Origin of the sequence: Streptomyces sp. NBC_00234, from assembly GCF_036195325.1 — a bacterium.
Classification (GTDB): domain Bacteria; phylum Actinomycetota; class Actinomycetes; order Streptomycetales; family Streptomycetaceae; genus Streptomyces.
In genome coordinates this window covers 6562965-6583671 of sequence record NZ_CP108101.1, presented here as the reverse complement: position 1 = coordinate 6583671, position 20707 = coordinate 6562965, and the positions used below count along the sequence as shown (strand labels likewise).

22 protein-coding genes are annotated in these 20707 nt (G+C 70.1%); 11 read left to right on the top strand and 11 right to left on the bottom strand.

Going from position 1 to position 20707, the window contains the following annotated elements; all coding sequences use genetic code 11:
* Window positions 1–6: 6 nt before the first annotated feature.
* Window positions 7–969, bottom strand: coding sequence for a fibronectin type III domain-containing protein (locus tag OG230_RS28920; protein WP_328906667.1), 963 nt, complete (start codon window positions 967–969; stop codon window positions 7–9).
* Window positions 970–1132: 163 nt separating this feature from the next.
* Here OG230_RS28920 and OG230_RS28915 point away from each other — a divergent pair, with 163 nt between their 5' ends.
* Together OG230_RS28915 and OG230_RS28910 are read left to right on the top strand one after the other, a co-directional pair.
* Window positions 1133–1738, top strand: coding sequence for a TIGR03086 family metal-binding protein (locus OG230_RS28915; RefSeq protein ID WP_328906666.1), 606 nt, complete (start codon window positions 1133–1135; stop codon window positions 1736–1738).
* Window positions 1739–1786: 48 nt separating this feature from the next.
* Window positions 1787–2245: a MarR family winged helix-turn-helix transcriptional regulator gene (locus tag OG230_RS28910; protein WP_328906665.1), complete on the top strand. Its 459-nt coding sequence runs from the start codon at window positions 1787–1789 to the stop codon at window positions 2243–2245.
* Between the two features lie 98 nt (window positions 2246–2343).
* On the opposite strand, the gene OG230_RS28905 is transcribed toward OG230_RS28910, so the two are convergent.
* Entirely contained in the window at window positions 2344–3027 is a 684-nt protein-coding gene (locus tag OG230_RS28905) for an alpha/beta fold hydrolase (RefSeq protein ID WP_328906664.1), read from the bottom strand.
* 64 nt (window positions 3028–3091) lie between these two features.
* Here OG230_RS28905 and OG230_RS28900 point away from each other — a divergent pair, with 64 nt between their 5' ends.
* From OG230_RS28900 to OG230_RS28890, 3 genes are all read left to right on the top strand, one after another.
* Window positions 3092–3916 (top strand): chitosanase, encoded by an 825-nt coding sequence (locus tag OG230_RS28900; protein ID WP_328906663.1) that lies wholly within the window; start codon window positions 3092–3094, stop codon window positions 3914–3916.
* A gap of 202 nt (window positions 3917–4118) precedes the next feature.
* Window positions 4119–4415, top strand: coding sequence for an SH3 domain-containing protein (locus OG230_RS28895; RefSeq protein ID WP_328906662.1), 297 nt, complete (start codon window positions 4119–4121; stop codon window positions 4413–4415).
* Window positions 4416–4588: 173 nt separating this feature from the next.
* Window positions 4589–5461 carry a chitosanase gene (locus OG230_RS28890; RefSeq protein ID WP_328906661.1) on the top strand — a complete coding sequence of 291 codons (873 nt, stop codon included), beginning with the start codon at window positions 4589–4591 and terminating at the stop codon, window positions 5459–5461.
* Window positions 5462–5541: 80 nt separating this feature from the next.
* On the opposite strand, the gene OG230_RS28885 is transcribed toward OG230_RS28890, so the two are convergent.
* From OG230_RS28885 to OG230_RS28850, 8 genes are all read right to left on the bottom strand, one after another.
* Window positions 5542–6969 carry a nucleobase:cation symporter-2 family protein gene (locus OG230_RS28885; protein ID WP_443051397.1) on the bottom strand — a complete coding sequence of 476 codons (1428 nt, stop codon included), beginning with the start codon at window positions 6967–6969 and terminating at the stop codon, window positions 5542–5544.
* Between the two features lie 298 nt (window positions 6970–7267).
* On the bottom strand, window positions 7268–8656 hold the full coding sequence (locus tag OG230_RS28880) for an 8-oxoguanine deaminase (RefSeq protein WP_328906660.1): 1389 nt from the start codon (window positions 8654–8656) through the stop codon (window positions 7268–7270).
* A gap of 45 nt (window positions 8657–8701) precedes the next feature.
* The gene (locus OG230_RS28875) at window positions 8702–10093 is read right to left on the bottom strand and encodes a nucleobase:cation symporter-2 family protein (protein ID WP_328906659.1); all 1392 of its coding nucleotides are present in this window, start codon (window positions 10091–10093) and stop codon (window positions 8702–8704) included.
* Between the two features lie 68 nt (window positions 10094–10161).
* Window positions 10162–11085, bottom strand: coding sequence for a factor-independent urate hydroxylase (pucL, locus tag OG230_RS28870; RefSeq protein WP_328906658.1), 924 nt, complete (start codon window positions 11083–11085; stop codon window positions 10162–10164).
* A 6-nt stretch (window positions 11086–11091) separates the two neighbouring features.
* A complete protein-coding gene (gene uraH / locus OG230_RS28865) occupies window positions 11092–11499 on the bottom strand; it encodes a hydroxyisourate hydrolase (RefSeq protein WP_328906657.1) in 408 nt (135 codons plus the stop codon).
* On the bottom strand, window positions 11499–12011 hold the full coding sequence (gene uraD / locus OG230_RS28860; RefSeq protein ID WP_328906656.1) for a 2-oxo-4-hydroxy-4-carboxy-5-ureidoimidazoline decarboxylase: 513 nt from the start codon (window positions 12009–12011) through the stop codon (window positions 11499–11501). Before uraD ends, uraH begins: the two co-directional genes overlap by 1 nt.
* Window positions 12012–12166: 155 nt before the next feature.
* Window positions 12167–12544, bottom strand: coding sequence for a helix-turn-helix domain-containing protein (locus OG230_RS28855; protein WP_328906655.1), 378 nt, complete (start codon window positions 12542–12544; stop codon window positions 12167–12169).
* Entirely contained in the window at window positions 12541–12792 is a 252-nt protein-coding gene (locus OG230_RS28850; protein ID WP_328906654.1) for a hypothetical protein, read from the bottom strand. Before OG230_RS28850 ends, OG230_RS28855 begins: the two co-directional genes overlap by 4 nt.
* A gap of 241 nt (window positions 12793–13033) precedes the next feature.
* Between OG230_RS28850 and OG230_RS28845 the strand changes: the two genes are divergently transcribed.
* The 3 genes from OG230_RS28845 to OG230_RS28835 all read left to right on the top strand — a co-directional run bounded on the left by OG230_RS28845 (window position 13034) and on the right by OG230_RS28835 (window position 16462).
* Window positions 13034–13873, top strand: a complete 840-nt coding sequence (locus OG230_RS28845) for a TIM barrel protein (protein WP_328906653.1) — start codon at window positions 13034–13036, stop codon at window positions 13871–13873.
* Window positions 13874–13921: 48 nt separating this feature from the next.
* A complete protein-coding gene (locus OG230_RS28840; RefSeq protein WP_328906652.1) occupies window positions 13922–14815 on the top strand; it encodes a 2-hydroxy-3-oxopropionate reductase in 894 nt (297 codons plus the stop codon).
* 189 nt (window positions 14816–15004) lie between these two features.
* Window positions 15005–16462, top strand: a complete 1458-nt coding sequence (locus OG230_RS28835; protein WP_328906651.1) for a catalase — start codon at window positions 15005–15007, stop codon at window positions 16460–16462.
* Window positions 16463–17031: 569 nt separating this feature from the next.
* Here OG230_RS28835 and gcl read toward each other — a convergent pair.
* On the bottom strand, window positions 17032–18816 hold the full coding sequence (gcl, locus tag OG230_RS28830; RefSeq protein WP_328906650.1) for a glyoxylate carboligase: 1785 nt from the start codon (window positions 18814–18816) through the stop codon (window positions 17032–17034).
* Between the two features lie 222 nt (window positions 18817–19038).
* Between gcl and OG230_RS28825 the strand changes: the two genes are divergently transcribed.
* From OG230_RS28825 to OG230_RS28815, 3 genes are all read left to right on the top strand, one after another.
* Complete coding sequence (locus OG230_RS28825; protein ID WP_328906649.1) at window positions 19039–19746, top strand: hypothetical protein; 708 nt, start codon at window positions 19039–19041, stop codon at window positions 19744–19746.
* 62 nt (window positions 19747–19808) lie between these two features.
* Window positions 19809–20327, top strand: a complete 519-nt coding sequence (locus OG230_RS28820) for a GNAT family N-acetyltransferase (protein ID WP_328906648.1) — start codon at window positions 19809–19811, stop codon at window positions 20325–20327.
* Between the two features lie 96 nt (window positions 20328–20423).
* On the top strand, window positions 20424–20654 hold the full coding sequence (locus OG230_RS28815; RefSeq protein ID WP_328906647.1) for a hypothetical protein: 231 nt from the start codon (window positions 20424–20426) through the stop codon (window positions 20652–20654).
* Window positions 20655–20707 lie beyond the last annotated feature (53 nt).

Here is a 20707-nt window from a genome sequence, read left to right as displayed (position 1 = left end):
CGCCGGTCAGCCGGGCAGTACGACCGTGCGCTGGGCGGAGAAGTCGCCCCAGGTGCCGTCCGGCAGCTTGGCGCGGATCTTCAGGGAGTAGCGGGTTCCCGCCGGGTCACCGAGGGTCAGGCGGTACGTCGCGCGCCCCTTGGGCGGTGTGCCGCCCCAGACGATCGTCGTCGTCATCTTCCCGTTGAGGAAGAGCTGGTACGCGGGGATCACACCGCCCGTGTCGGGCTGGTCCCAGGACAGGTCGACGACGGACTCGCCGCCCTCCGCGCTCATGGACGTCCGCAGACCGGTGGGGGCGGTGCTCGCGGGCGCGTCCGGAGCGGACGCGGTGGTGAGGTCGACGGTGTTGCTGTCCGGCGAGGACTTCTCCGAGGCGTCGCGGGCCCGGACCGTGAAGGTGTAGACGGTGCCGGGGCGCAGCCCGGTCAGCCGGGCCGTGGTCCCGGTGCCCGGCACGCTGTGGATACGGGAGTCCTCCTGGTAGATGTCGTACGAGGTGACGGCCACGTCGTCCGTCGAGCCGCCCCAGGACAGGGTGACCGTGCGGCTGCCGTCGGCCGTGCCGCGCAGCTTCACCGGGGCAGTGGGCGCCTCGCTGTCGGAGGGCGCCGGTGCGGGGGTCGTGACCCGGGCGGCGGAGCTGGGCCGGGAGAGGTTTCCGGCGCCGTCGCGGGCCCGGACGGTGAAGGTGTAGGCCGTCGAGGCGGTCAGACCGTCGATGTCGGTCATCCGCTTCGCCGCGGGTACGGAGCCGACCTTCCTGCCCTCGCGGTAGACCTCGTACCCCGTGATCGCCTTGTTGTCGGAGGCGCGCTCCCACATGACGTGCACCGAGGTGGCGCTGCCCGCCTGGGCCGTCACCCCGCGGGGAGTCGTCGGTTTCTGCGTGTCGGCGCTCGCGGTACCGCCGCAGGCGGTGAGCGAGGCCAGGAGCAGGGCGGTGGAACAGGTCAACACAGCGTGCATGTGGGGGCGTTGCACGGTCCTGCCTTCCCCTTCGGGAGCAATGGTCCAGACCTGTATGCCATGGTGCGGGGGTCGCCGACAAGGGGTCCGAGCGGAACGTTCCGCAATGTGCCGGTGTGGGGCGCCTCCGATGAGTTCCGGGCGCCGCGGGGGTCTGAGAAGTATGGACACCCACAGCACGACCCCACCCGCCCTCGACCTGGCGCCGACCGCACGCCGGATCCGCGCCCTGCTCGGCCCCGTCAAGGACGGACAGCTCGACGGCCCGACCCCCTGTCCGGACTACGCGGTACGGGAGCTGATCGCCCATCTCGTCGGGCTGGCCACGGCCTTCCGCGACGCGGGGCGGAAGGATCTCGGACCGACGACCGACACCTCTCCGGGTGCGGCGCTCCCGGTGCTCGGACCCGACTGGCGCGAGGCGCTGCCGGCCGTACTCGACGAACTGGTGGCCGCGTGGCGCTCCCCCGCCGCCCTCGAAGGCATGACCCGGGCGGGCGGCGTGGACCTGCCTGCCGAGGTCGCCGGCCACGTCGCGCTCAACGAACTCGTCATCCACGGCTGGGACCTCGCCCGCTCCACCGGGCAGGAGTTCGGGGCCGACGAGGCGGACCTGCGTTCGTCGGAGGCGATGCTGACCCCCGCGGAGGGCGAGGCCGGCGGGTCGGACATCTTCGGACCGCCGGTCCCCGTACCGGCCGACGCCCCGCTGCTCGACCGGGTGATCGGCCTGAGCGGCCGGAGGCCGGACTGGCGGCCGGGCGACTGACCGCTGCGTCGGCCCGGCCCCGGGACCCGGGCGACGCAGAATGGGCGCATGGGTGAGAACAGGACTCCGGCCGTGTCCATGACGCTCGACGACCAACTGTGCTTCGCGCTCTACTCCGCCTCGCGGGCCGTGACGGCCGCGTACCGTCCGGTGCTCGCCGAGCTGGACCTGACCTACCCGCAGTACCTGGTCATGCTCGCCCTCTGGGAACGGACCGAGATCCCGATGAAGGAGCTCGGCACCGTACTCGGCATGGACTACGGCACCCTGTCGCCCCTGCTGAAACGGCTGGAGGCGGCAGGGCTGCTGCGCCGCGAGCGGGAGAGCGGTGACGAGCGCCTGCTCACCGTGTCGGTCACGGAGAAGGGTGCGGAGCTGTACGGGCGCGCGGCGCGGGTGCCCGGTTCCATGGGCCGGAAGTACGGGCTGACGGCGGAGGCCGCAGGGCAGCTGCGCGAACTGCTGGGGGAACTGAGCGCACGCCTGAAGCCCGAATCCGGCGCGTGAGGGCGGGCCGGGGTACGCGTACGAGGGCCGGGCCTCCGGCGCGAGGCCCCGCACCGGAGGCCCGTACCGCCCGCCCCGTACGGCTCAGCCCGTACCGCTCAGCTCGTGAAGAACTCGGTGATCTCCTGGGCGACCTGGTCCGCACGCGTCTCGTGCACCCGGTGGCCGCCGGCGATCGTGATCAGCCGGCAGTCCGGGATCATGGACGCCACCTCGGACAGCCGCTCCTGCGGCATCGTGCTCGTCGGACCACCCGAGATGATCATGGTCTGGGCCACGATCTCCCCCAGCCCCTCCGCCCACTCCGGATCCGGGTCGGTGAGCTGGGCCAGCACCGCCGGGACCACGTTCTCGTCGTAGTCCACCGGCCCCTCGGGCAGCGGCAGCGGGCTCTCCTCGCCGGGGAACGGCGCAGGGGTCTCCACCAGGACCAGCCGTTCCACACGGTCCGAGTGCTCGTGGGCCAGCAGCTGGGCCACCACACCGCCCATCGAGTGGCCGACCAGGCCGACCCGGTCGAGCTCGCACTCGTCGAGGAACCCGACGACGTCCTCACTCATCTGCTCGAAGCCGTACTCGTCCGGCCAGTCGCTCTCCCCGTGCCCCCGCAGGTCCAGGGCGTACACACGCCAGTCGGCGCCGAGCAGGCCGCCGAGCGCCTCCCAGTTCGCGGCGGAGCCGCCGAGCCCGTGCAGCAGGACGACCGGCGAGCCGAACGGGTCACCCCAGGTCCGGTACGCCAGCCGCACATCGCCGACATCCACAACAGACTGATCTTCCATGCCCCTGACGCTACAGCGCCGGGACGCCCCCGGATCCCCGCCCCCGGCCTGGCACGCTTGACGCGTGAAGCACACCGTTCGCCCCCTGCTCGTGTCCGCCGCCGCCACCGCGCTCCTGGCGGTCGCCGTACTGACCGGCTGCTCCGGATCCGGCGGCCCCGCCCCGGAGACCGACCTCGACGATCCGGCGAAGAAACAGCTCGCCATGCAGCTGGTGTCCAGCGCGGAGAACTCCTCGCTGGACTGGAAGGCGCAGTACCGGTACATCGAGGACATCGGCGACGGCCGCGGCTACACCGCGGGCATCATCGGCTTCTGCTCGGGCACCGGCGACATGCTCTCCGTCGTCGAGCGGTACGCGGCGGCCCGGCCCGGCAACCCGCTGGAGCGGTACCTGCCCGCGCTGCGCGCCGTCGAAGGCAGCGACGCGCACACGGGGCTCGGCCGCCCGTTCACCCGGGCCTGGGCGAAGGCCGCCGCGGACCCGGTCTTCCGGTCGGCACAGGATGCGGAGCGTGACCACTCCTACTTCGACCCGGCGGTCGAGCGGGCCCGGAACGACGGCCTCAGCGCCCTGGGCCAGTTCATCTACTACGACGCCTATGTGATGCACGGTCACGGTGACACGGACGGCTCGGTCGGCTTCGCCACGATCCGGCGCGAGGCGCTCGCGAAGGCCGATCCGCCCGCACGGGGAGGCGACGAGGAGACCTACCTCCACGCCTTCCTCGACGCCCGCGTGGCAGCGATCCGCAAGGAGCCGTCCCACACCGACACCAGCCGCGTGGAGACCGCACAGCGGGTGTTCGTACGCGAAGGCAAACTCCAGTTGGAGACTCCTCTGCGGTGGCGGGTGTACGGCGAGAGCTACCACGTCGACCGTCTCTAAACCCCCTGCCGGTGGGCGCGCGGAGCACCGGGCCGGGAAGCCGTGTGCGCCGGTCCATGTCCGTGATGACCTGCACTTTCATTCCTCCGGCGACCCCCGTTCCCACCCGTGACCCGACCACCGCGGGACCCGTTGGGGAAGGCGGAGGTGCACGCGGGTGCGTGCCCCGGAGCTCAGGGAGAGTTCAGAGATGATGAAGAAGATGTTGCTGACCGCAATGGTTCTTGCCGCCGGTCTCGGTCTGGCCGCCGGCCCCTCCGCGGTGGCCGTCGGGAACGCGCCCGCCGCGGCGCCGGCCCTGGCGCCGCAGCTGGTGTGCACGGTCAACGACAACGGGGTGAACTTCCGGGGCGGTCCGGGCACGGACTACCCCGTGCTCGGACAGGTGGACCGCGGCCAGAACCTCGACTACCGCGGGCAGCAGGGCAACTGGGTGATGGGCGACCTGTGGGGCGGCCGTACGGGCGTCTGGATCCACGTGGCCTATCTCGACTGCTGAGAGTAACGACACCTCGGCCCCGCACGGTGCTTCCCCGGCACCGTGCGGGGCCTCTTCGTGCGTGGAGCGGGACCCCGGCCCGCCGGTGGCGAAAGGCTGTACGACCGCATCCGAGTCTGATAGTAAAGCTTCCTAATAGAACAAGGGCACGACGAACTCCCTCTGGAGGACAGGTGCACAACCCCCATAAAGGCACCGTACGTCGCACCACCCGACTCACCCGCCCCATCGGCTTCGCCGCCCTGGCGCTCGGCCTTGCCCTCACGGCGACCCCCACGACCGCCCATGCCGACGGCGCCCCCACCGCGTCGGCCCCGCACCACCAGGAGGCCGCCGCGAACGGGCTCGACGATCCCGCGAAGAAGGACATCGCCATGCAGCTGGTGTCCAGCGCGGAGAACTCCTCGCTGGACTGGAAGGCGCAGTACCGGTACATCGAGGACATCGGCGACGGCCGCGGCTACACCGCGGGCATCATCGGCTTCTGCTCGGGCACCGGCGACATGCTCGGCCTGGTGGAGCTGTACACACAGCGCAAGCCCGGCAACGTACTCGCGGCGTATCTGCCCGCCCTGCGCGCGGTGGACGGCAGCGACTCGCACGAGGGGCTCGATCCGGGCTTCACGACGGACTGGGCGCGGGCCGCGTCCGACCCCGCTTTCCGGCAGGCGCAGGACGACGAGCGCGACCGGGTCTACTTCGACCCGGCCGTCAGGCAGGCCAAGGCCGACGGGCTCGGCACCCTCGGACAGTTCGCGTACTACGACGCCCTCGTCATGCACGGCGACGGCGGCGACAGCGCGAGCTTCGGCTCCATCCGCAGGAGGGCCCTCGCGAACGCCGAGCCGCCGTCGCAGGGCGGCGACGAAGTGGCGTACCTCGACGCGTTCCTGGACGCCAGGGTCTGGGCGATGCGACAGGAGGAGGCCCACTCGGACACCAGCCGGGTGGACACCGCCCAGCGCGTCTTCCTCCGGAACGGCAATCTGAACCTGGACCCGCCACTCGCCTGGCAGGTCTACGGCGACAGCTATCGCATCGGCTGACGCCCCCCGCACCACCTGTGGCGCGTACGGCAGTTGCCGTACGCGCCACAGCGCGGTGCCGAGCGGCAGGCGCCCGGTGATCAGTGCACGGCCACCGGGGCCGCACTCTCCGGCGCCTGCTCCGGAGCCGGGTCCTGGTCCGCGTCCGGCTTCCGGCCCAGGTGGTTGAAGGCCAGGTTCAGGAGGATCGCCACCACACAGCCCGTGGAGATGCCCGAGTCGAGGACGACGAGCATGTCCTCCGGGAACGCGTGGTAGAACTCCGGCGCTGCGATCGGTATCAGGCCGATTCCGACGGCCGCCGCGACGATCAGGGCGTTCTCGCCCTTCTCCAGGGCGGCGGTGGCCAGGGTCTGGATGCCGCTCGCCGCGACCGAGCCGAAGAGCACGATGCCGGCGCCGCCGAGCACGGGCAGCGGCACGATCGCGATGACCGAAGCCGCGACCGGGACCAGTCCGAGCACGATCAGGATGCCGCCGCCCGCGGCGACGACGAACCGGCTGCGGACCTTGGTCATGGCGACCAGACCGATGTTCTGTGCGAAGGCGCTGCACATGAAGCCGTTGAACAGCGGGCTGATGGCGCTGCCGAGGGTGTCGGCGCGCAGTCCGCCCTCGATGGTCTTCTCGTCCGCCGGACGGTCGACGATCCGGCCGAGAGCGAGCATGTCCGCGGTGGACTCGGTCATGCAGACCAGCATCACGATGCACATCGAGACGATGGCGGCGATCTCGAACTGCGGGGCACCGAAGTGGAACGGGGTGGGGAAGCCGACCACATCGGCGTCCTTGATGGGGCCGAAGTCGGTGATGCCGACCGGGATGGCGATCAGGGTGCCGATGACCAGGCCGAGGAGGATCGCGATCTGCTGGAGGAAGCCGCGCAGCAGTTTGCGGAGCGCCAGCACGATCACGAGGGTGACGGCGGCCATGGTGATGTTGGTCATCGAACCGTAGTCGTCCGCCGCGCCGTTGCCGCCCTGGGACCAGTTGAAGGCGACCGGCAGGAGCGAGACACCGATCAGGGTGATCACGGTGCCGGTGACCACGGGCGGGAAGAAGCGGACCAGCTTGCAGAAGTACGGGGCGAGTACGAATCCTAGGAGGCTCGCGACGATGATCGCGCCGAAGATGACGGCGATGCCTTCGTGACCGCGGTCCTTGCCTATCGCCACCATCGGCGTCACACCGGCGAACGACACGCCGTTGACGAACGGCAGCCGGGCGCCGATGCGCCAGAAGCCGAGGGTCTGGAGAAGGGTGGCTATGCCCGCGGTGAAGAGGCTCGCCCCCATCAGGAAGGCGGTCTCCTTGGCGGTGAGGCCCACAGCGGGTCCCACGATCATGGGCGGGGCGACGACACCGGCGTACATCGCGGCCACGTGCTGGAGGCCGCTGGTGAACATCTTCAGGGGTGGGAGGGTTTCGTCGACCGGATGCTTCCGGCCGTTTCCTGCGACTACGACTGCTTCATGTGCTTCATTGCGAAACCTGGGCTTAGCGGCCACGGCGGTTCCTCCGGTCGGTTACACGTCGTCAGCGACGAGGGTGTCGGGGAGGTGGTGCGGAGTGGTGCGTTGGTGCAGGGACTTCGTTACGAGTGCTCTGTGATGCAGGTGCTTCGTCACGGGTGCTTCGTGACGAAGCTGGGGATGCCCGGGCAGCGTTCATCACCGGTCCGGCGGGCGCGCACATTCGGGTGTGCGCCCACCGGACCGACTGCCGTGGACCCCGCTCGGGTCCACGGCGGCCGGACGAGGGCCGTCCCCCTCGGCCGGCCGGTTCAGGGGGTGGTGCCGCGGGGCCTCAGCCTCCGGCGGCGATCTGCGCGAGGCGGCGGGCCTCGTCGCGGGTGACACGTGCGATGGCGTCCTCGTCCACCGTGGTCAGGTGGTTGCCCTCGACGACCGGCTTGCCGTCGACGAGGGAGAGGGTGACGGGGGCCGCGGCACCGAAGACGAGCGCGGTCACCGGGTCGGCGATGGAGGCGTGGGCGAGGGTGTCCAGCTTCCACAGGACGAGGTCGGCGAGCTTGCCGGGCTCCAGGGAGCCGATCTGGTCGGCGCGGCCGAGGACCTGGGCGCCGCCGTACGTACCGAGCCGGAGCGCCTGGCGGGCGTTCAGGGCCTTCTCGCGGTGGGCGCCGAGGCGGTTGATGAGGAGGGCGTTGCGCAGTTCGGTGTGGAGTTCACCCGACTCGTTGGAGGCCGTGCCGTCGACGCCGAGGCCGACCGGGATGCCGGCGGCGAGCATGTCGGGCACCCGGGCGATGCCCGCGGCGAGGCGGGCGTTGGAGGACGGGCAGTGCGCGACGCCCGTTCCCGTACGGGCGAAGGCGGCGATGTCGGAGTCGTTCATGTGGACGCAGTGCGCCATCCACACGTCGTCGCCGAGCCAGCCGGTCGACTCGAAGTAGTCCGTGGGGCCCATGCCGAACAGTTCCTTGCAGAACTGCTCCTCCTCGACGGTCTCCGAGCCGTGGGTGTGCAGCCTGACGCCCTTGCGGCGCGCCAGCTCGGCGCCCTGCTTGAGCAGTTCGGTCGAGATGGAGAACGGGGAGCAGGGTGCGACCGCGATCTGGGTCATCGAGTCGAACGAGGCGTCGTGGTGCGCGTCGACGGTCGCCTCGGTGCCCGCGAGGGCGCCTTCGAGGGTCTCGACGGCGAAGTCCGGCGGCAGTCCGCCGTCCTTCTCGCTGCGGTCCATGGAACCGCGGGCGAGGGTGAACCGTACGCCCATGTCGCGCGCCGCCCCGATGATCGCGCCGGAGAGGTCGCCGGAGCCCTTCGGGTAGACGTAGTGGTGGTCCATCGCCGTGGTGACACCGCCGCGCGCCATCATGGCGAGCGAACCCTGCGCCGCGGCGCGGACCATCGGCTCGTCGATGCGCGCCCAGGTCGGGTAGAGGGCGACCAGCCAGTCGAAGAGGTTGTGGTCGGTGGCGATCCCGCGGGTGATCCACTGGTAGAAGTGGTGATGAGTGTTGACCAGGCCGGGTGTGACGAGGTGTCCGGTGCCGTCGATGCGGCGTACGACGTCGGCGAGGCCCTCCGGTGCCTTGCCCGCGCCGACGGATTCGATGCGGTTGCCCGCCACGACGACGTGCCCCGAGGCGTACTCGGTGTCGTGCGCGTCGACGGTCGCGATCGAACAGTTCTCGATGACGATGCGCTGAGGGTCTGCCGAAGCTGCCATGGTGCTTCCTTCTTCTCTCATCGGCGATGTGGGCACGGCAGGACCCTAGGAGGATTTGAGTGCCACAGCGGTGCGGCCGTGGGTGCCGAGGTGGTGGAAGAACAGGTTGAGCAGGACCGCCACGAGCGCTCCCGCACTGATTCCGGAGCCGAGCACCGTCTGTGCCCAGGAGGGGAATCCCGCGTAGAAGGCGGGCGCGGCGAGCGGGATGATGCCCGCGCCGAGCGCCACCGCGACCAGGATGATGTTGGAGCTGTCGTCGAGGCCGGCTTCGGAGAGCGTGCGGATGCCGCTCACCGCGATGGAGCCGAAGAGGACGATGCCGGCGCCGCCGAGGACGGGCATCGGGACGAGCGAGACGACGGCGCCGAGGACCGGGAACGCCCCGAGGACCAGCAGGGCTCCGCCCGCTGCCGCGACGACATAGCGGCTTCGTACCTTCGTCAGCGACACGACGCCCACGTTCTGGGCGAAGGCGCTGGTCGGGAAGCCGCCGAACACCGGGCCGAGCAGGGTGGCGATGCCGTCGGTGCGCAGTCCGCGGGTGATGGTGCGGCCGTCGGTGCGGCGGTCGCAGATCTCGCCGAGGGCCAGCATCCCGGCGGACGACTCCGTCATCAGCACCAGCATGACGATGCAGAGGGAGAGGATCGCGGCGGGCTGGAACTCGGGGGCTCCGAAGGCGAAGGGGGTGGGCAGGGCGGCGAGGGGCGCGGACCTCAGCGCGGAGAAGTCGGCGAGTCCGAACGGGATCGCGGCCAGGGTGCCGATGAACATGCCCATGAGCAGCGCGACCTGCTTCACGAATCCGCGTCCGAAGCGCTGGATGAGCAGGATGACGGCGAGGGTGAAGGCGGCCAGCGCGAGGTACTTCATGGCGCCGAAGTCGGGGGCGTTCTTGTCGCCGCCCTGGGCCCAGGAGACCGGGACGGGCATCAGGGTGACGCCGATGAGGGTGATGACGACGCCGGTGACAAGTGGCGGGAAGAAGCGCAGCAGCCGTCCGAAGAAGGGTCCGAGGGCCAGACAGAAGCCGCCGGCGACGAGCACCGCCCCGTAGATCTGGGGGAGTTGGTGGCCGGGGGCACTGGTCTCGGCGATGGCGAGCATCGGGGCGATCCCGGCGGAGGAGGCGGCGTTGACGAACGGCAGCCGGTTCCCGGCGAAGCCGCCGACGCCGAGCGTCTGCAGGAGGGTGGCGAGTCCGGCGATCAGCAGGCTCGCCGCGATCAGCCGGGTCATGCCGATGGTGTCGAGGCCCACGGCCTGGCCGATGATCAGTGGAGGGGTGACCACGCCCGCGTACATGGCGGCGATGTGCTGGAGTGCGGCCGGGACGAGCCGCGAGGCGGGGAGCTTTTCGTCGACCGGATGCACGGAGCTCTCCGGCGGTGCGGAACACGGGCCTTCTGCCGGCCCCGTTGCGGGCTGTGCCATGGGATGTTCCCTCCGGGATGACCGGCCCGCGCCCGCTGTGGACGGGCGGGGGCCGGTTCAGTGCCGCGTCAGAGGTTGGTCATGTCGACGGGGATCTTCGGCTCGACGCCGTCCCGGAGCACGGTCGCCTCGATGAGGCCGTAGGGGCGGTCCGCCGCGAAGTAGACCTCGTTGTCGTTCTTGAGCCCGAACGGCTCCAGGTCCACCAGGAAGTGGTGGTTGTTCGGCAGCGAGAAGCGGATCTCGTCGATCTCGCTGCGGCTGTTGATGACCCGCGAACCCATCTGGTAGAGGGTCTGCTGGAGCGAGAGGGAGTACGTCTCGGCGAACGCCTGCAGGATGTGCTTCTTCGCCTGCTCGTACGACTTCTCCCAGTTGGGCATCCGCTGGTCGTCGCCGGTCCAGTTGTAACGCCAGGCGGCCGACACGTCGGTGCACAGGACGCGGTCGTACGCCTCCTTGAGAGTCGTGTACTTGTCCTTGACGTAACCCCAGAACTCCGAGTTGGTGGAGTTCATAACCGTGAGGTCCTTGAGGCCGGAGATGATCTCCCAGTTCTCGCCGTCGAAGGTGATCTGGGTGGTGCGCAGCTCCTGGCCCTTGCGGGCGAAGGAGTGGTTGACCTCGTCGGCACCGATGAACTTCGAGTTGTTGTCCGAGCTCGCGATGCGCTCCCAGGCGTACTCCTCGATCCGGATCCGCGCGACCTTGATCGGCTCCTGCGAGGTCACGAAGTGCCGGGCGAGGTGGATGCCGAACTGCTCGGCGGACTCGATGCCGTACTCCTTGGCGAACGCGTACACCGTGTTCTTGGTGGTGTCCGTCGGCAGGACGTTGGCGTTGGAGCCGGAGTAGTGGACGTCGTCCATGTCGCCGGAGAGGGCGACGGAGACGTTCAGGTCCTTGATGTGGTGGGTGTCGCCGTCCCGCGTGATCCTGACGACGCGGTTCTCTGCTTTGCCGTACTGGTTCTGGCCGAGAATCGTGGGCATTGTCTGCTAGCTCCCTCGGTAAACGGAGTAGCCGAACGGGTTGAGCAGCAGCGGTACGTGGTAGTGCTCGCCCGGTACGACGGCGAAGGTGATCGCCACTTCCGGGAAGAACGCACCGCTGTCCCTTACGCGGGGGGCGTCCTGCTGCGCCTCGGCTTGCTGGTTGTCCGCAGTGTCGTTCTTGACGAAGTACGCCTCGACCTCGAAGTCGAGCCGTACGTGGGTCGTACCTTCCGGCAGCGCCGGCAGGTCCTTGCAGCGCCCGTCCGCGTCGGTGGCGGACCCGCCCAGCGCCGCCCACTCGGCGTCGCGGCCCCTGCGGGCCGCGAGCGAGATGGCGACACCCTCGGCGGGGCGTCCGACGCTGGTGTCCAGGATGTGCGTGGACACCGAAGCCGTGGTGGCGGTGCTCATCAGTCCTTGTCCTCTTCCACGAGACGGGTCAGCCGGATGCGATTGATCTTGCCCAGTTCGGTGCGCACGATCGCGCGCTCCTGCTCGGGCGTGTTCTCGGTCCGTGCCTTCACCGCGTCGCGCATCTGCTCACCAGTGGCACCGGTGGCGCAGATCAGGAAGACATGTCCGAACCGCTCCTGGTAGGCCAGGTTCAGTTCGAGCATCTCGTTCCTGAGTTCCTCGGAGGCGCCGGCCATGCCCCGCTGTTCGCGGGAGGAGGTCGGGTCCCCGGGCTTCGGGCGGCCGATCGGGGGGTGACCGGCCATCGCTTCGGCCAGATCCTCCGCGGAGAGTTCGGCCGTGGCGGCGTCACTCGCGGAGAGAAGGGCTTCCACTGAGGCGTACGGGCGCCGGGAGAGGATGGAGCTTCCCCAGGCCGCACTGGCACACACCTCGTGCAGCGCGGCGGTGGCCTCGCTGCCCGCCAGGGTGTTGAACCGGGCGAGGCCCGGTGTGGAGCTCGAAGTCACGGGAGCCTCCGTGGCTGTTTTTCGCTGTGCGTTGTTCGGGCTGCGGATAGCTAACGCCCTCCACAACACGACGTCAACACTTTGTTGAAATCTCGCGAACAAGGAAAGCCGCCGTCCCGGCATCCGGACGGCGGCTTTCCCCAGGCTTGGATCAACTACTCACCCTTGGCGGCATTTTCCCGGTTCAGGTAGTTGTAGACGGTGAAGCGGGACACCCCGAGCGCCCCCGCCACCGTCTCCACGCCATGCCGTACGGAGAAGGCACCGCGTGCCTCCAGTGCCCGCACGACGGACTGCTTGGTCTTGCGGTCCAGGTCGGAGAGCGGCATCCCGTGCCGTCGCTCCATCGCGGCCAGGATGTGATCGAGCGAGTCGGAGAGCTGCGGGAGCCGGACGGCTATGACGTCCTCGCCCTCCCAGGCCAGCACCACGTCGTCGTCCGCCGCCTGCCCGGGGGCCAGCAGCTCGGCCCCCATCGCGTCCACGAGGGGTTTCACCGCACTGACCAGAGGGTGATCCGCCGGTTCGGTCACTTCGCGTCCTCCCCGATCACATTGACCTGGAGCGACACCCGGGTGGCACCGGAGGCCAGGGCCCGGCGCAGCAGGGCGTCCACCGCGGTGAGCACCTCGTCCGCGCCCCCTTCCGCGGTGTTGCCGAAGGGGCCGACGTCCACGGCGTCCAGTTCGGCCGTCTGGATGACCTCGCGGGCGACCACCGCGTGGGTGGGCGTCTCGTCGAGGTCGAAGGGCTCGGTGGTGAATTCCACCCTCAAGCGCACGGTGCCTCCCTATGTCCTCGCCACGGCCGTCCGCTCCGCGGCTCGGCCACGACCTTAGCCCGAGCACCACGGCGGCACCCCCGCGCCGGCACCGCCGCCCCGCGCGACGTACGCCCCGGTCACGGCACCCCCGGCGCGGCCCGGATTTCGGGCACCCCCTTGACAGCCTCGCCACCCGTTGGGCAATCTTCCGTTAAGCAGAAACTAACTTCCGCAATACGGAAGGAGCGCCGAACCCATCATGGGATACCCGGACCAGCGCTTCGATGTGAACCTTTCGATCCTCTTCACGGAACTCCCGCTCCTGGAGCGTCCCGCGGCTGCCGCCGCGGCGGGCTTCACCGCGGTCGAGCTGTGGTGGCCCTGGATCGAGACCCCCACCCCCGAGCAGGCCGAACTCGGCGCCCTGAAGAAGGCGCTCGACGAAGCCGGCACCCAGTTGGTGGGGCTGAACTTCTACGCGGGGCAGCTGCCCGGCCCCGACCGCGGCGCGCTCTCCGTGCCCGGTGAGGAGTCGGACCGCTTCCGCGCCAATATCGAGGTGGCGGCCGACTTCGCCGCCTCGGTCGGCTGCACGGCGCTCAACGCGCTGTACGGCAACCGCGCCGACGGCGTGGACCCGGCCGTGCAGGACGCACTCGCCTTGGAGAACCTGGTCCTGGCCGCCCGCGCGGCGGACCGGATCGGGGCGGTCCTGCTGATCGAGACCCTGAACCAGCCGGAGTCACCGCGCTATCCGCTGGTGAGCGCACCGGCGGGCGTCGAGGTCGTCGACCGGATCAACGCGGCGACGGGTCTCGGGAACGCCAAGTTCCTGCTCGACCTGTACCACCTGTCCATGAACGGCGAGGACCTCAGCCAGGTGATCAAGACGTACGCCGGGAAGACCGGCCACGTCCAGATCGCCGACAACCCGGGGCGTGGCGCGCCCGGCACCGGCTCGCTCCCCCTGGAGCAGCTCCTCGACGAGCTGGCCGGGGCCGGTTACGACGGCTGGGTCGGCCTGGAGTACAAGCCGGGCGACCGGCCGAGCGCCGAGTCGTTCGCGTGGCTCCCGGCAGAGGCCCGGGCGGCCCGCTGAGGGCGCCGGACTCCCCCTCGTACACCCGCATTTCAGGAAGGCACCCTCATGAGCAACAACCTCCCCAAGGTCGCGTGGATCGGGCTCGGCATCATGGGCTCCCCCATGTCCGAGAACCTGGTGAAGGCCGGTTACGACGTCACCGGTTACACCCTGGAGCAGGACAAGGTCGACCGACTGGTCGCGGCGGGCGGCAAGGGTGCCGCCTCGATCGCCGAGGCGGTCAGGGACGCCGATGTCGTCATCACGATGGTGCCCGCGTCCCCGCACGTCGAGGCCATCGCCTACGGCCCCGAGGGCATCCTGGAGAACGCCCGGAGCGGCGCGCTGCTGATCGACATGTCCTCGATCACCCCGCAGACCTCCGTGGACCTCGCGAAGAACGCGAAGGACAAGGGCATCCGCGTCCTGGACGCCCCGGTGTCCGGCGGCGAGGCCGGCGCCATCGAAGCCGTACTGTCGATCATGGTCGGCGGCGAGCAGGCGGACTTCGACGCCGCGCAGCCGATCCTCCAGGCCCTCGGCCGGACCATCGTGCTCTGCGGTCCGCACGGCTCCGGCCAGACGGTGAAGGCGGCCAACCAGCTGATCGTCGCGGTCAACATCCAGGCGTGCGCCGAAGCCGTGGTCTTCCTGGAGAAGTCCGGCGTCGACCTCGCCGCCGCGCTCGACGTGCTCAACGGCGGCCTGGCCGGCTCCACCGTCCTGACCCGTAAGAAGGACAACTTCCTCAAGCGGGACTTCGCACCGGGCTTCCGGATCGACCTGCACCACAAGGACATGGGCATCGTCACCGACGCCGCCCGCAACGTCGGCGCCGCACTGCCCGTCGGCGCCGTCGTGGCCCAGCTGGTCGCCTCCCTGCGCGCGCAGGGCGACGGCGGCCTGGACCACTCGGCCCTGCTCCGCTCCGTCGAGCGACTCTCCGGCGCGCAGGTCTGACACCCGCCCCCTCACCGGGGCCCCTGAACTCCGGGTCGTGGTGGCGCTGACACCTGTCCTGTCGCGCCCAGGCGTCACCGCGGCCCGGAACCACATCCTTCGATTTCAACAAACTGTTGACGCGCCGTCCTGGCGAATCTACGCTCCTCAAGCCGTCAGCAGCTCCAGCATGGAAGGTCATCCCGCCACATGGCTAAGCGTGTCCTCACGACCGAGTCAGGCGCTCCGGTCGCCGACAACCAGAACTCCGCCACCGCCGGCGTCGGTGGGCCGATCCTCCTGCAGGACCAGCACCTGCTGGAGAAGCTCGCCCGCTTCAACCGTGAGCGCATCCCGGAGCGCGTGGTCCACGCCCGCGGTTCCGGTGCGTACGGCTACTTCGAGGTGACGGACGACGTCACCGGCTTCACCCGCGCCGACTTCCTCTCCGAAGTGGGCCGCCGCACCGAGACGTTCATCCGGTTCTCGACGGTCGCCGACTCGCTCGGCGGAGCCGACGCCGTACGCGACCCGCGTGGCTTCGCCCTCAAGTTCTATACGGACGAGGGCAATTACGACCTGGTCGGCAACAACACCCCGGTGTTCTTCATCAAGGACCCCATCAAGTTCCCCGACTTCATCCACTCGCAGAAGCGTGACCCGTTCACGGGCAAGCAGGAGCCGGACAACGTCTGGGACTTCTGGGCGCACGCCCCCGAGGCCACGCACCAGGTGACGTGGCTGATGGGCGACCGCGGCATCCCCGCCTCGTACCGCCACATGAACGGCTACGGCTCGCACACCTACCAGTGGACGAACGCCGAGGGCGAGGCGTTCTTCGTCAAGTACCACTTCAAGACGAACCAGGGTGTCCGTTCGCTCTCCGGCGAGCAGGCAGCGGAGCTCGTGGGCAAGGACGCCAACTCGCACCAGACGGACCTGCTCCAGGCCATCGAGCGCGGCGTGAACCCGTCCTGGACCCTGTACGTGCAGGTCATGCCGGCCGCCGAGGCGGCCGACTACCGCTTCAACCCCTTCGACCTCACCAAGGTGTGGCCGCACAGCGACTACCCGCTCCAGCGGGTGGGCCGGCTGGTCCTGGACCGCAACCCGGACAACGTGTTCGCCGAGGTCGAGCAGGCGGCGTTCTCGCCGAACAACTTCGTGCCGGGCATCGGTCCCTCCCCGGACAAGATGCTCCAGGGCCGCCTGTTCGCGTACGCGGACGCGCACCGCTACCGCCTGGGCGTCAACCACACCCAGCTGCCGGTCAACGCCCCCAAGGCGGCGCCCGCGGACAACTACGGGCGGGACGGCCTGATGGCCACCCGCAACGGCTCGCGCCACGACAAGAACTACGAGCCCAACTCGTACGCCGGTCCGGCGCAGACCGACGCGGCCCTCGCGGCCCCGCTCGCCATCCACGGCTGGACGGGCACGCACGAGGCGCCCGCCCACACCAAGGACGACGACTTCTTCCAGGCGGGCGAGCTGTTCCGGCTCATGTCCGAGGACGAGAAGGGCCGCCTGGTCGCGAACATCGCGGGGGGCCTGTCGCAGGTCACGCGCGACGACGTGATCGAGAAGAACCTCGCCCACTTCCACGCCGCCGACGCCGACTACGGCAAGCGCGTGGAGGAGGCCGTCCGCGCCCTGCGCGAGGACTGAGACCCACCGGGTCTCGGGGCCTCCACCCCATGAGCCCTGCCCGCGCCCGTGTACCCGGATGAGGGGTTGTACGCGGCGCGGGCAGGACGAGGCCGCGGCGGCTGCGCGATGCCAGTGCGGTGGTGAAGGTTCCGGTCCGCGTCCGCTGACCTGAAGCGGGCGCCGGCACCGGGCCGATCGCCGCCGCCGCGGCCCCTGTTCGCCCACGACGAGGGCGCGGAGTACGGATACGGTCCCGTACTCCGCGCCCTTTCTTTCGTGTCCCCCAGGGCCTGTCGTCAAACTGCCGTCGTCCGGCCGAAGGCCGGGCCGCGCGGTGTCCGGTGCGTGCGATCGCAAGGCGCCTGGATGTCCTCGTAGCGGAGCTACTAGGGCATGTCGGCAACGCCGCGAGCGTGCGTGCCAGACACCGCGCGGCAGACGGAAGTGTGACGACAGACCCTAGCGCCGGAGGGGCTGGGGTGCCGGTCCGGCACCCCAGCCCCTCCGGCGTTCGAGGACGTCCTTGAGCGCAACGCAGCGGCCCCCTCCCCGGAGATTCCGAGGAGGGGGCCGCTCGCACCGACCGGTCAGGACACCTTCAGCGCGCGGATCGCCGTCGGCGCGTGCCCCGGCTCCGTCGCGACGTCCTCGAACTCGTTGACCGACGCGATGTCCGTACCGCTCATCGCGATGTTCGTGACGCGCTCCAGGATGGCCTCGACCACCACCGGCACCCGGTACTCGGCGGCCAGCTTCTTGGCCTCCTCGAAGGCGGGCAGCAGCTGGTCGGGCTCCGTGACCCGGATCGCCTTGCAGCCCAGGCCCTCGACGACCTTGACGTGGTCCACACCGTAGACGCCCAGCTCCGGCGAGTTGATGTTCTCGAACTCCAGGTTGACCTGGAAGTCGATGTCGAAGTTGCGCTGGGCCTGGCGGATCAGCCCCAGGTAGGAGTTGTTCACGAGGACGTGGACGTACGGGATGTTGTGCTGCGCACCCACCGCCAGCTCCTCCAACATGAACTGGAAGTCGTAGTCGCCCGACAGCGCGACGACCTGGCCGTCCGGGTCCGCGGTGGCGACACCCAGCGCGGCCGGGAGCGTCCAGCCGAGCGGGCCGGCCTGGCCGCAGTTGATCCAGTGGCGGGGCTTGAAGACGTGCAGCATCTGCGCGCCCGCGATCTGCGAGAGGCCGATCGTGGTGACGTACCGGGTCTCGGGTCCGAACGCCCGGTTCATCTCCTCGTAGACGCGCTGCGGCTTCAGCGGCACGTTGTCGAAGTGCGTCCGGCGCTGCAGCGTGGCCTTGCGCTCCTGGGTGGAGGCGGCCCAGGCCGAGCGGTCCTTCAGCGTGCCGGCCGCCTTCAGCTCGCGCGCCACCTCGACGAAGAGCTCCAGCGCCGCCTTGGCGTCGGAGGCGATGCCGAGGTCCGGGGCGAAGATCTTGCCCAGCTGGGTGGGCTCGATGTCGACGTGGACGAACGTACGGCCCTTCGTGTAGACGTCCAGCTTGCCGGTGTGACGGTTGGCCCAGCGGTTGCCGATGCCGAGGACGAAGTCGGACTCCAGGAAGTTCGCGTTGCCGTAGCGGTGCGAGGTCTGGAGGCCGACCATGCCCGCGTTGAGCTCGTGGTCGTCGGCGATGATGCCCCAGCCCATCAGGGTCGGGACGACCGGGACGCCGGTCAGCTCGGCGAACTCCACCAGGAGTTCGGACGCGTCGGCGTTGATGATGCCGCCGCCGGCGACGAGCAGCGGACGCTCGGACGCGTTCAGCATCTCGATCGCGCGCTCGATCTGCTTGCGGGTGGCCGCGGGCCTGTTGACCGGCAGCGGCTCGTACAGCTCGGGGTCGAACTCGATCTCGGTGAGCTGCACGTCGATCGGCAGGTCGATGAGAACGGGGCCCGGACGGCCGGAGCGCATCAGCTGGAACGCCTGCTGGAAGACGCCGGGAACCTGCGCGGCCTCCAGGACGGTCGTCGCGGCCTTCGTGACCGGCTTGGCGATCGAGGCGATGTCGACGGCCTGGAAGTCCTCCTTGTGGAGCACGGCGGTCGGGGCCTGGCCGGTGATGCAGAGGATCGGGACGGAGTCGGCGATCGCGGAGTACAGACCGGTGATCATGTCGGTGCCCGCGGGCCCCGACGTACCGATGCAGACGCCGATGTTCCCCGCGGTGGCGCGGGTGTAGCCCTCTGCCATGTGGGAGGCACCCTCGACGTGCCGGGCGAGGGTGTGGTGCACCCCGCCGGATGCCTTGAGGGCCGCGTAGAACGGGTTGATCGCCGCACCCGGCACGCCGAACGCGTGCGAGACGCCTTCGCGCTTGAGGATCTCAACTGCCGCTCGGGCAGCGGTCATACGACTCATTGAGTGCTCCTGCTCGGATTTGGTGGAGTCGGGCTCTGTCGCGCCACCTGAGAGCACCAATTCCGTATTACGGAAGTTTAGTTCTGCTATACGGAATCAATGTAAAGCGCGCCCGAACCTCAGTCAAGGGAGGCAAGTGCGCGAAGTCGCCCCCGGAACGCTCGCTCTTGGTGGACCATGGGAGTACGGAGAGCAGCAGGGGGACCGGAGGGGGAGACCGTCGTGGAGTCCGTGCCGGTACGGTGCCCGGTCTGCCGACGCGACCACGCGTACATCACCCCGGTCTATCCGTGCCCGTGCGGCGCCCCGACCGCCCCGCAACTGCTGCGCGGCGCCCCGGCGGAGCCGATCACCCACCGCACGTGGAACGACGACTGGGTCACCGTGCGCTGCGCGGGCTGCGGGCGCCGCGACCAGTGGCCGCACCCGGAGCTCTGCTGCCCGTGCGGGACCGTGCTGCGCGTGCCCGTCCGCCCCGTGACGAACCGCGGCGCCGCGGGGCCGGTCGGCCCGTCCCACATACCGCTGCCGCGCACGGCCTCGCACCCGCGCCCCGCGTTCCGGCCGATGACGATCCGCACCGCCCGCGACGCGGTCGGCGCCGCCGCGCTCTATCTGACGTGGCTGGGGTACCTCGACGTGGTGCAGGCGCGGGAGCGTCCCTCCTCCCGGATAGACGTACGCGCCGCGGGGCTGATCGCCCAGGTCGACTCCACCACCACCCCCACCGTCCTGCGCGACGTCGAGTGCCTCTGGCTGAACGCGCTGAACGCCTCGGTCGCCGGAGTGCTGTTCTCCCTCGCCGGATACGCGCCGGACGCGAGGCAGCGCGCGGACGGCCTGGCCCTCCCCCTGTTCGTCATGGACCTCACCGGCACACCGCAGCCGGTGAACAGCCCGGCGGACGAACTGATCAGCACAGGCGCCTGATTCCGGCCGCTCCCCCGGGCGAACGCTTCCGCGCCACCGGCCCCGCTCGCCATACTGGAACCATGCGTATCCGCCCCGCACGGCGCTCCGAACTGCCCCTCCTCCAGGACATCGAACGCGCCGCAGGCGAACCCTTCCGCACTCTCGGCATGTCGGCGGTCGCGGACGACGATCCGCCCCCGCTCGTGCTGCTGGAGAGCTACCGCAGGGCCGGCCGCTCCTGGGTGGCGGCGGAGTCCCTGCCGTCCGACACCGAGCGGCCGGTCGGCTACCTGATCGCCGACCCGGTCGACGACGCGGCCCACATCGAGCAGGTGTCGGTCCTCCCCACGGCCGCCCGCCGCGGCATCGGCCGCGCACTCATCGATCACCTGGCGCACTGGGCCGCGTCCCAGGAGCTGCGGGCCCTCACCCTGACCACGTTCACCGACGTCCCGTGGAACGCCCCCTATTACGGCCGCCTCGGTTTCCGGACGCTCACGGACGAGGAACTCACCGACGGGCTGCGCGCGATCCGGTCGCTGGAGAAGGAGCACGGCCTGGATCGCTGGCCACGGGTGTGCATGCGGCGCGAGCTCTGAACGACCGCCGGACGGCAGGGGCGATAAACAGTCACGTCCGTCACAACGGGCCCTTATGTTCGGTGCGTTGTCAGTGGGGGGACGTAGAGTGAGCACATGGCCTTAACTCCTCGGCTTCCACGCCCTTCCAGCCCCACGCACGCCCTGCCCGCCACGCAGCCGACGACCTCGTCCGCCGCCGAGGCGAACGAGGCGATACGCGCGCTGGTGGACGCACGGGCGGGTGAGGACTGGTCGTCCGTGGAGTCCGCGGCGTACGAGGTACTGCTGATCGAGTGGGCAGCCGCGACCCGGAGCCTCCGCTCCGGCATCATCGAGGCCGCCTGACCCGGAATCCGGGCCAGGCGGCCCGTGCGACGCGACGCCGGCGTGACCCGGGC

What these genes read in the sequence shown, in the direction of transcription:
- OG230_RS28845 (WP_328906653.1), top strand. Translation starts at nt 13,034, where the DNA reads ATGGGATACCCGGACCAGCGCTTCGATGTGAACCTTTCGATCCTCTTC.
- OG230_RS28915 (WP_328906666.1), top strand. Translation starts at nt 1,133, where the DNA reads ATGGACACCCACAGCACGACCCCACCCGCCCTCGACCTGGCGCCGACC.
- OG230_RS28840 (WP_328906652.1), top strand. Translation starts at nt 13,922, where the DNA reads ATGAGCAACAACCTCCCCAAGGTCGCGTGGATCGGGCTCGGCATCATG.
- OG230_RS28910 (WP_328906665.1), top strand. Translation starts at nt 1,787, where the DNA reads ATGGGTGAGAACAGGACTCCGGCCGTGTCCATGACGCTCGACGACCAA.
- OG230_RS28820 (WP_328906648.1), top strand. Translation starts at nt 19,809, where the DNA reads ATGCGTATCCGCCCCGCACGGCGCTCCGAACTGCCCCTCCTCCAGGAC.
- gcl (WP_328906650.1), bottom strand. Translation starts at nt 18,816, where the DNA reads ATGAGTCGTATGACCGCTGCCCGAGCGGCAGTTGAGATCCTCAAGCGC.
- OG230_RS28815 (WP_328906647.1), top strand. Translation starts at nt 20,424, where the DNA reads ATGGCCTTAACTCCTCGGCTTCCACGCCCTTCCAGCCCCACGCACGCC.
- OG230_RS28920 (WP_328906667.1), bottom strand. Translation starts at nt 969, where the DNA reads ATGCACGCTGTGTTGACCTGTTCCACCGCCCTGCTCCTGGCCTCGCTC.
- OG230_RS28875 (WP_328906659.1), bottom strand. Translation starts at nt 10,093, where the DNA reads ATGGCACAGCCCGCAACGGGGCCGGCAGAAGGCCCGTGTTCCGCACCG.
- OG230_RS28905 (WP_328906664.1), bottom strand. Translation starts at nt 3,027, where the DNA reads ATGGAAGATCAGTCTGTTGTGGATGTCGGCGATGTGCGGCTGGCGTAC.
- OG230_RS28835 (WP_328906651.1), top strand. Translation starts at nt 15,005, where the DNA reads ATGGCTAAGCGTGTCCTCACGACCGAGTCAGGCGCTCCGGTCGCCGAC.
- uraH (WP_328906657.1), bottom strand. Translation starts at nt 11,499, where the DNA reads ATGAGCACCGCCACCACGGCTTCGGTGTCCACGCACATCCTGGACACC.
- OG230_RS28880 (WP_328906660.1), bottom strand. Translation starts at nt 8,656, where the DNA reads ATGGCAGCTTCGGCAGACCCTCAGCGCATCGTCATCGAGAACTGTTCG.
- pucL (WP_328906658.1), bottom strand. Translation starts at nt 11,085, where the DNA reads ATGCCCACGATTCTCGGCCAGAACCAGTACGGCAAAGCAGAGAACCGC.
- OG230_RS28895 (WP_328906662.1), top strand. Translation starts at nt 4,119, where the DNA reads ATGTTGCTGACCGCAATGGTTCTTGCCGCCGGTCTCGGTCTGGCCGCC.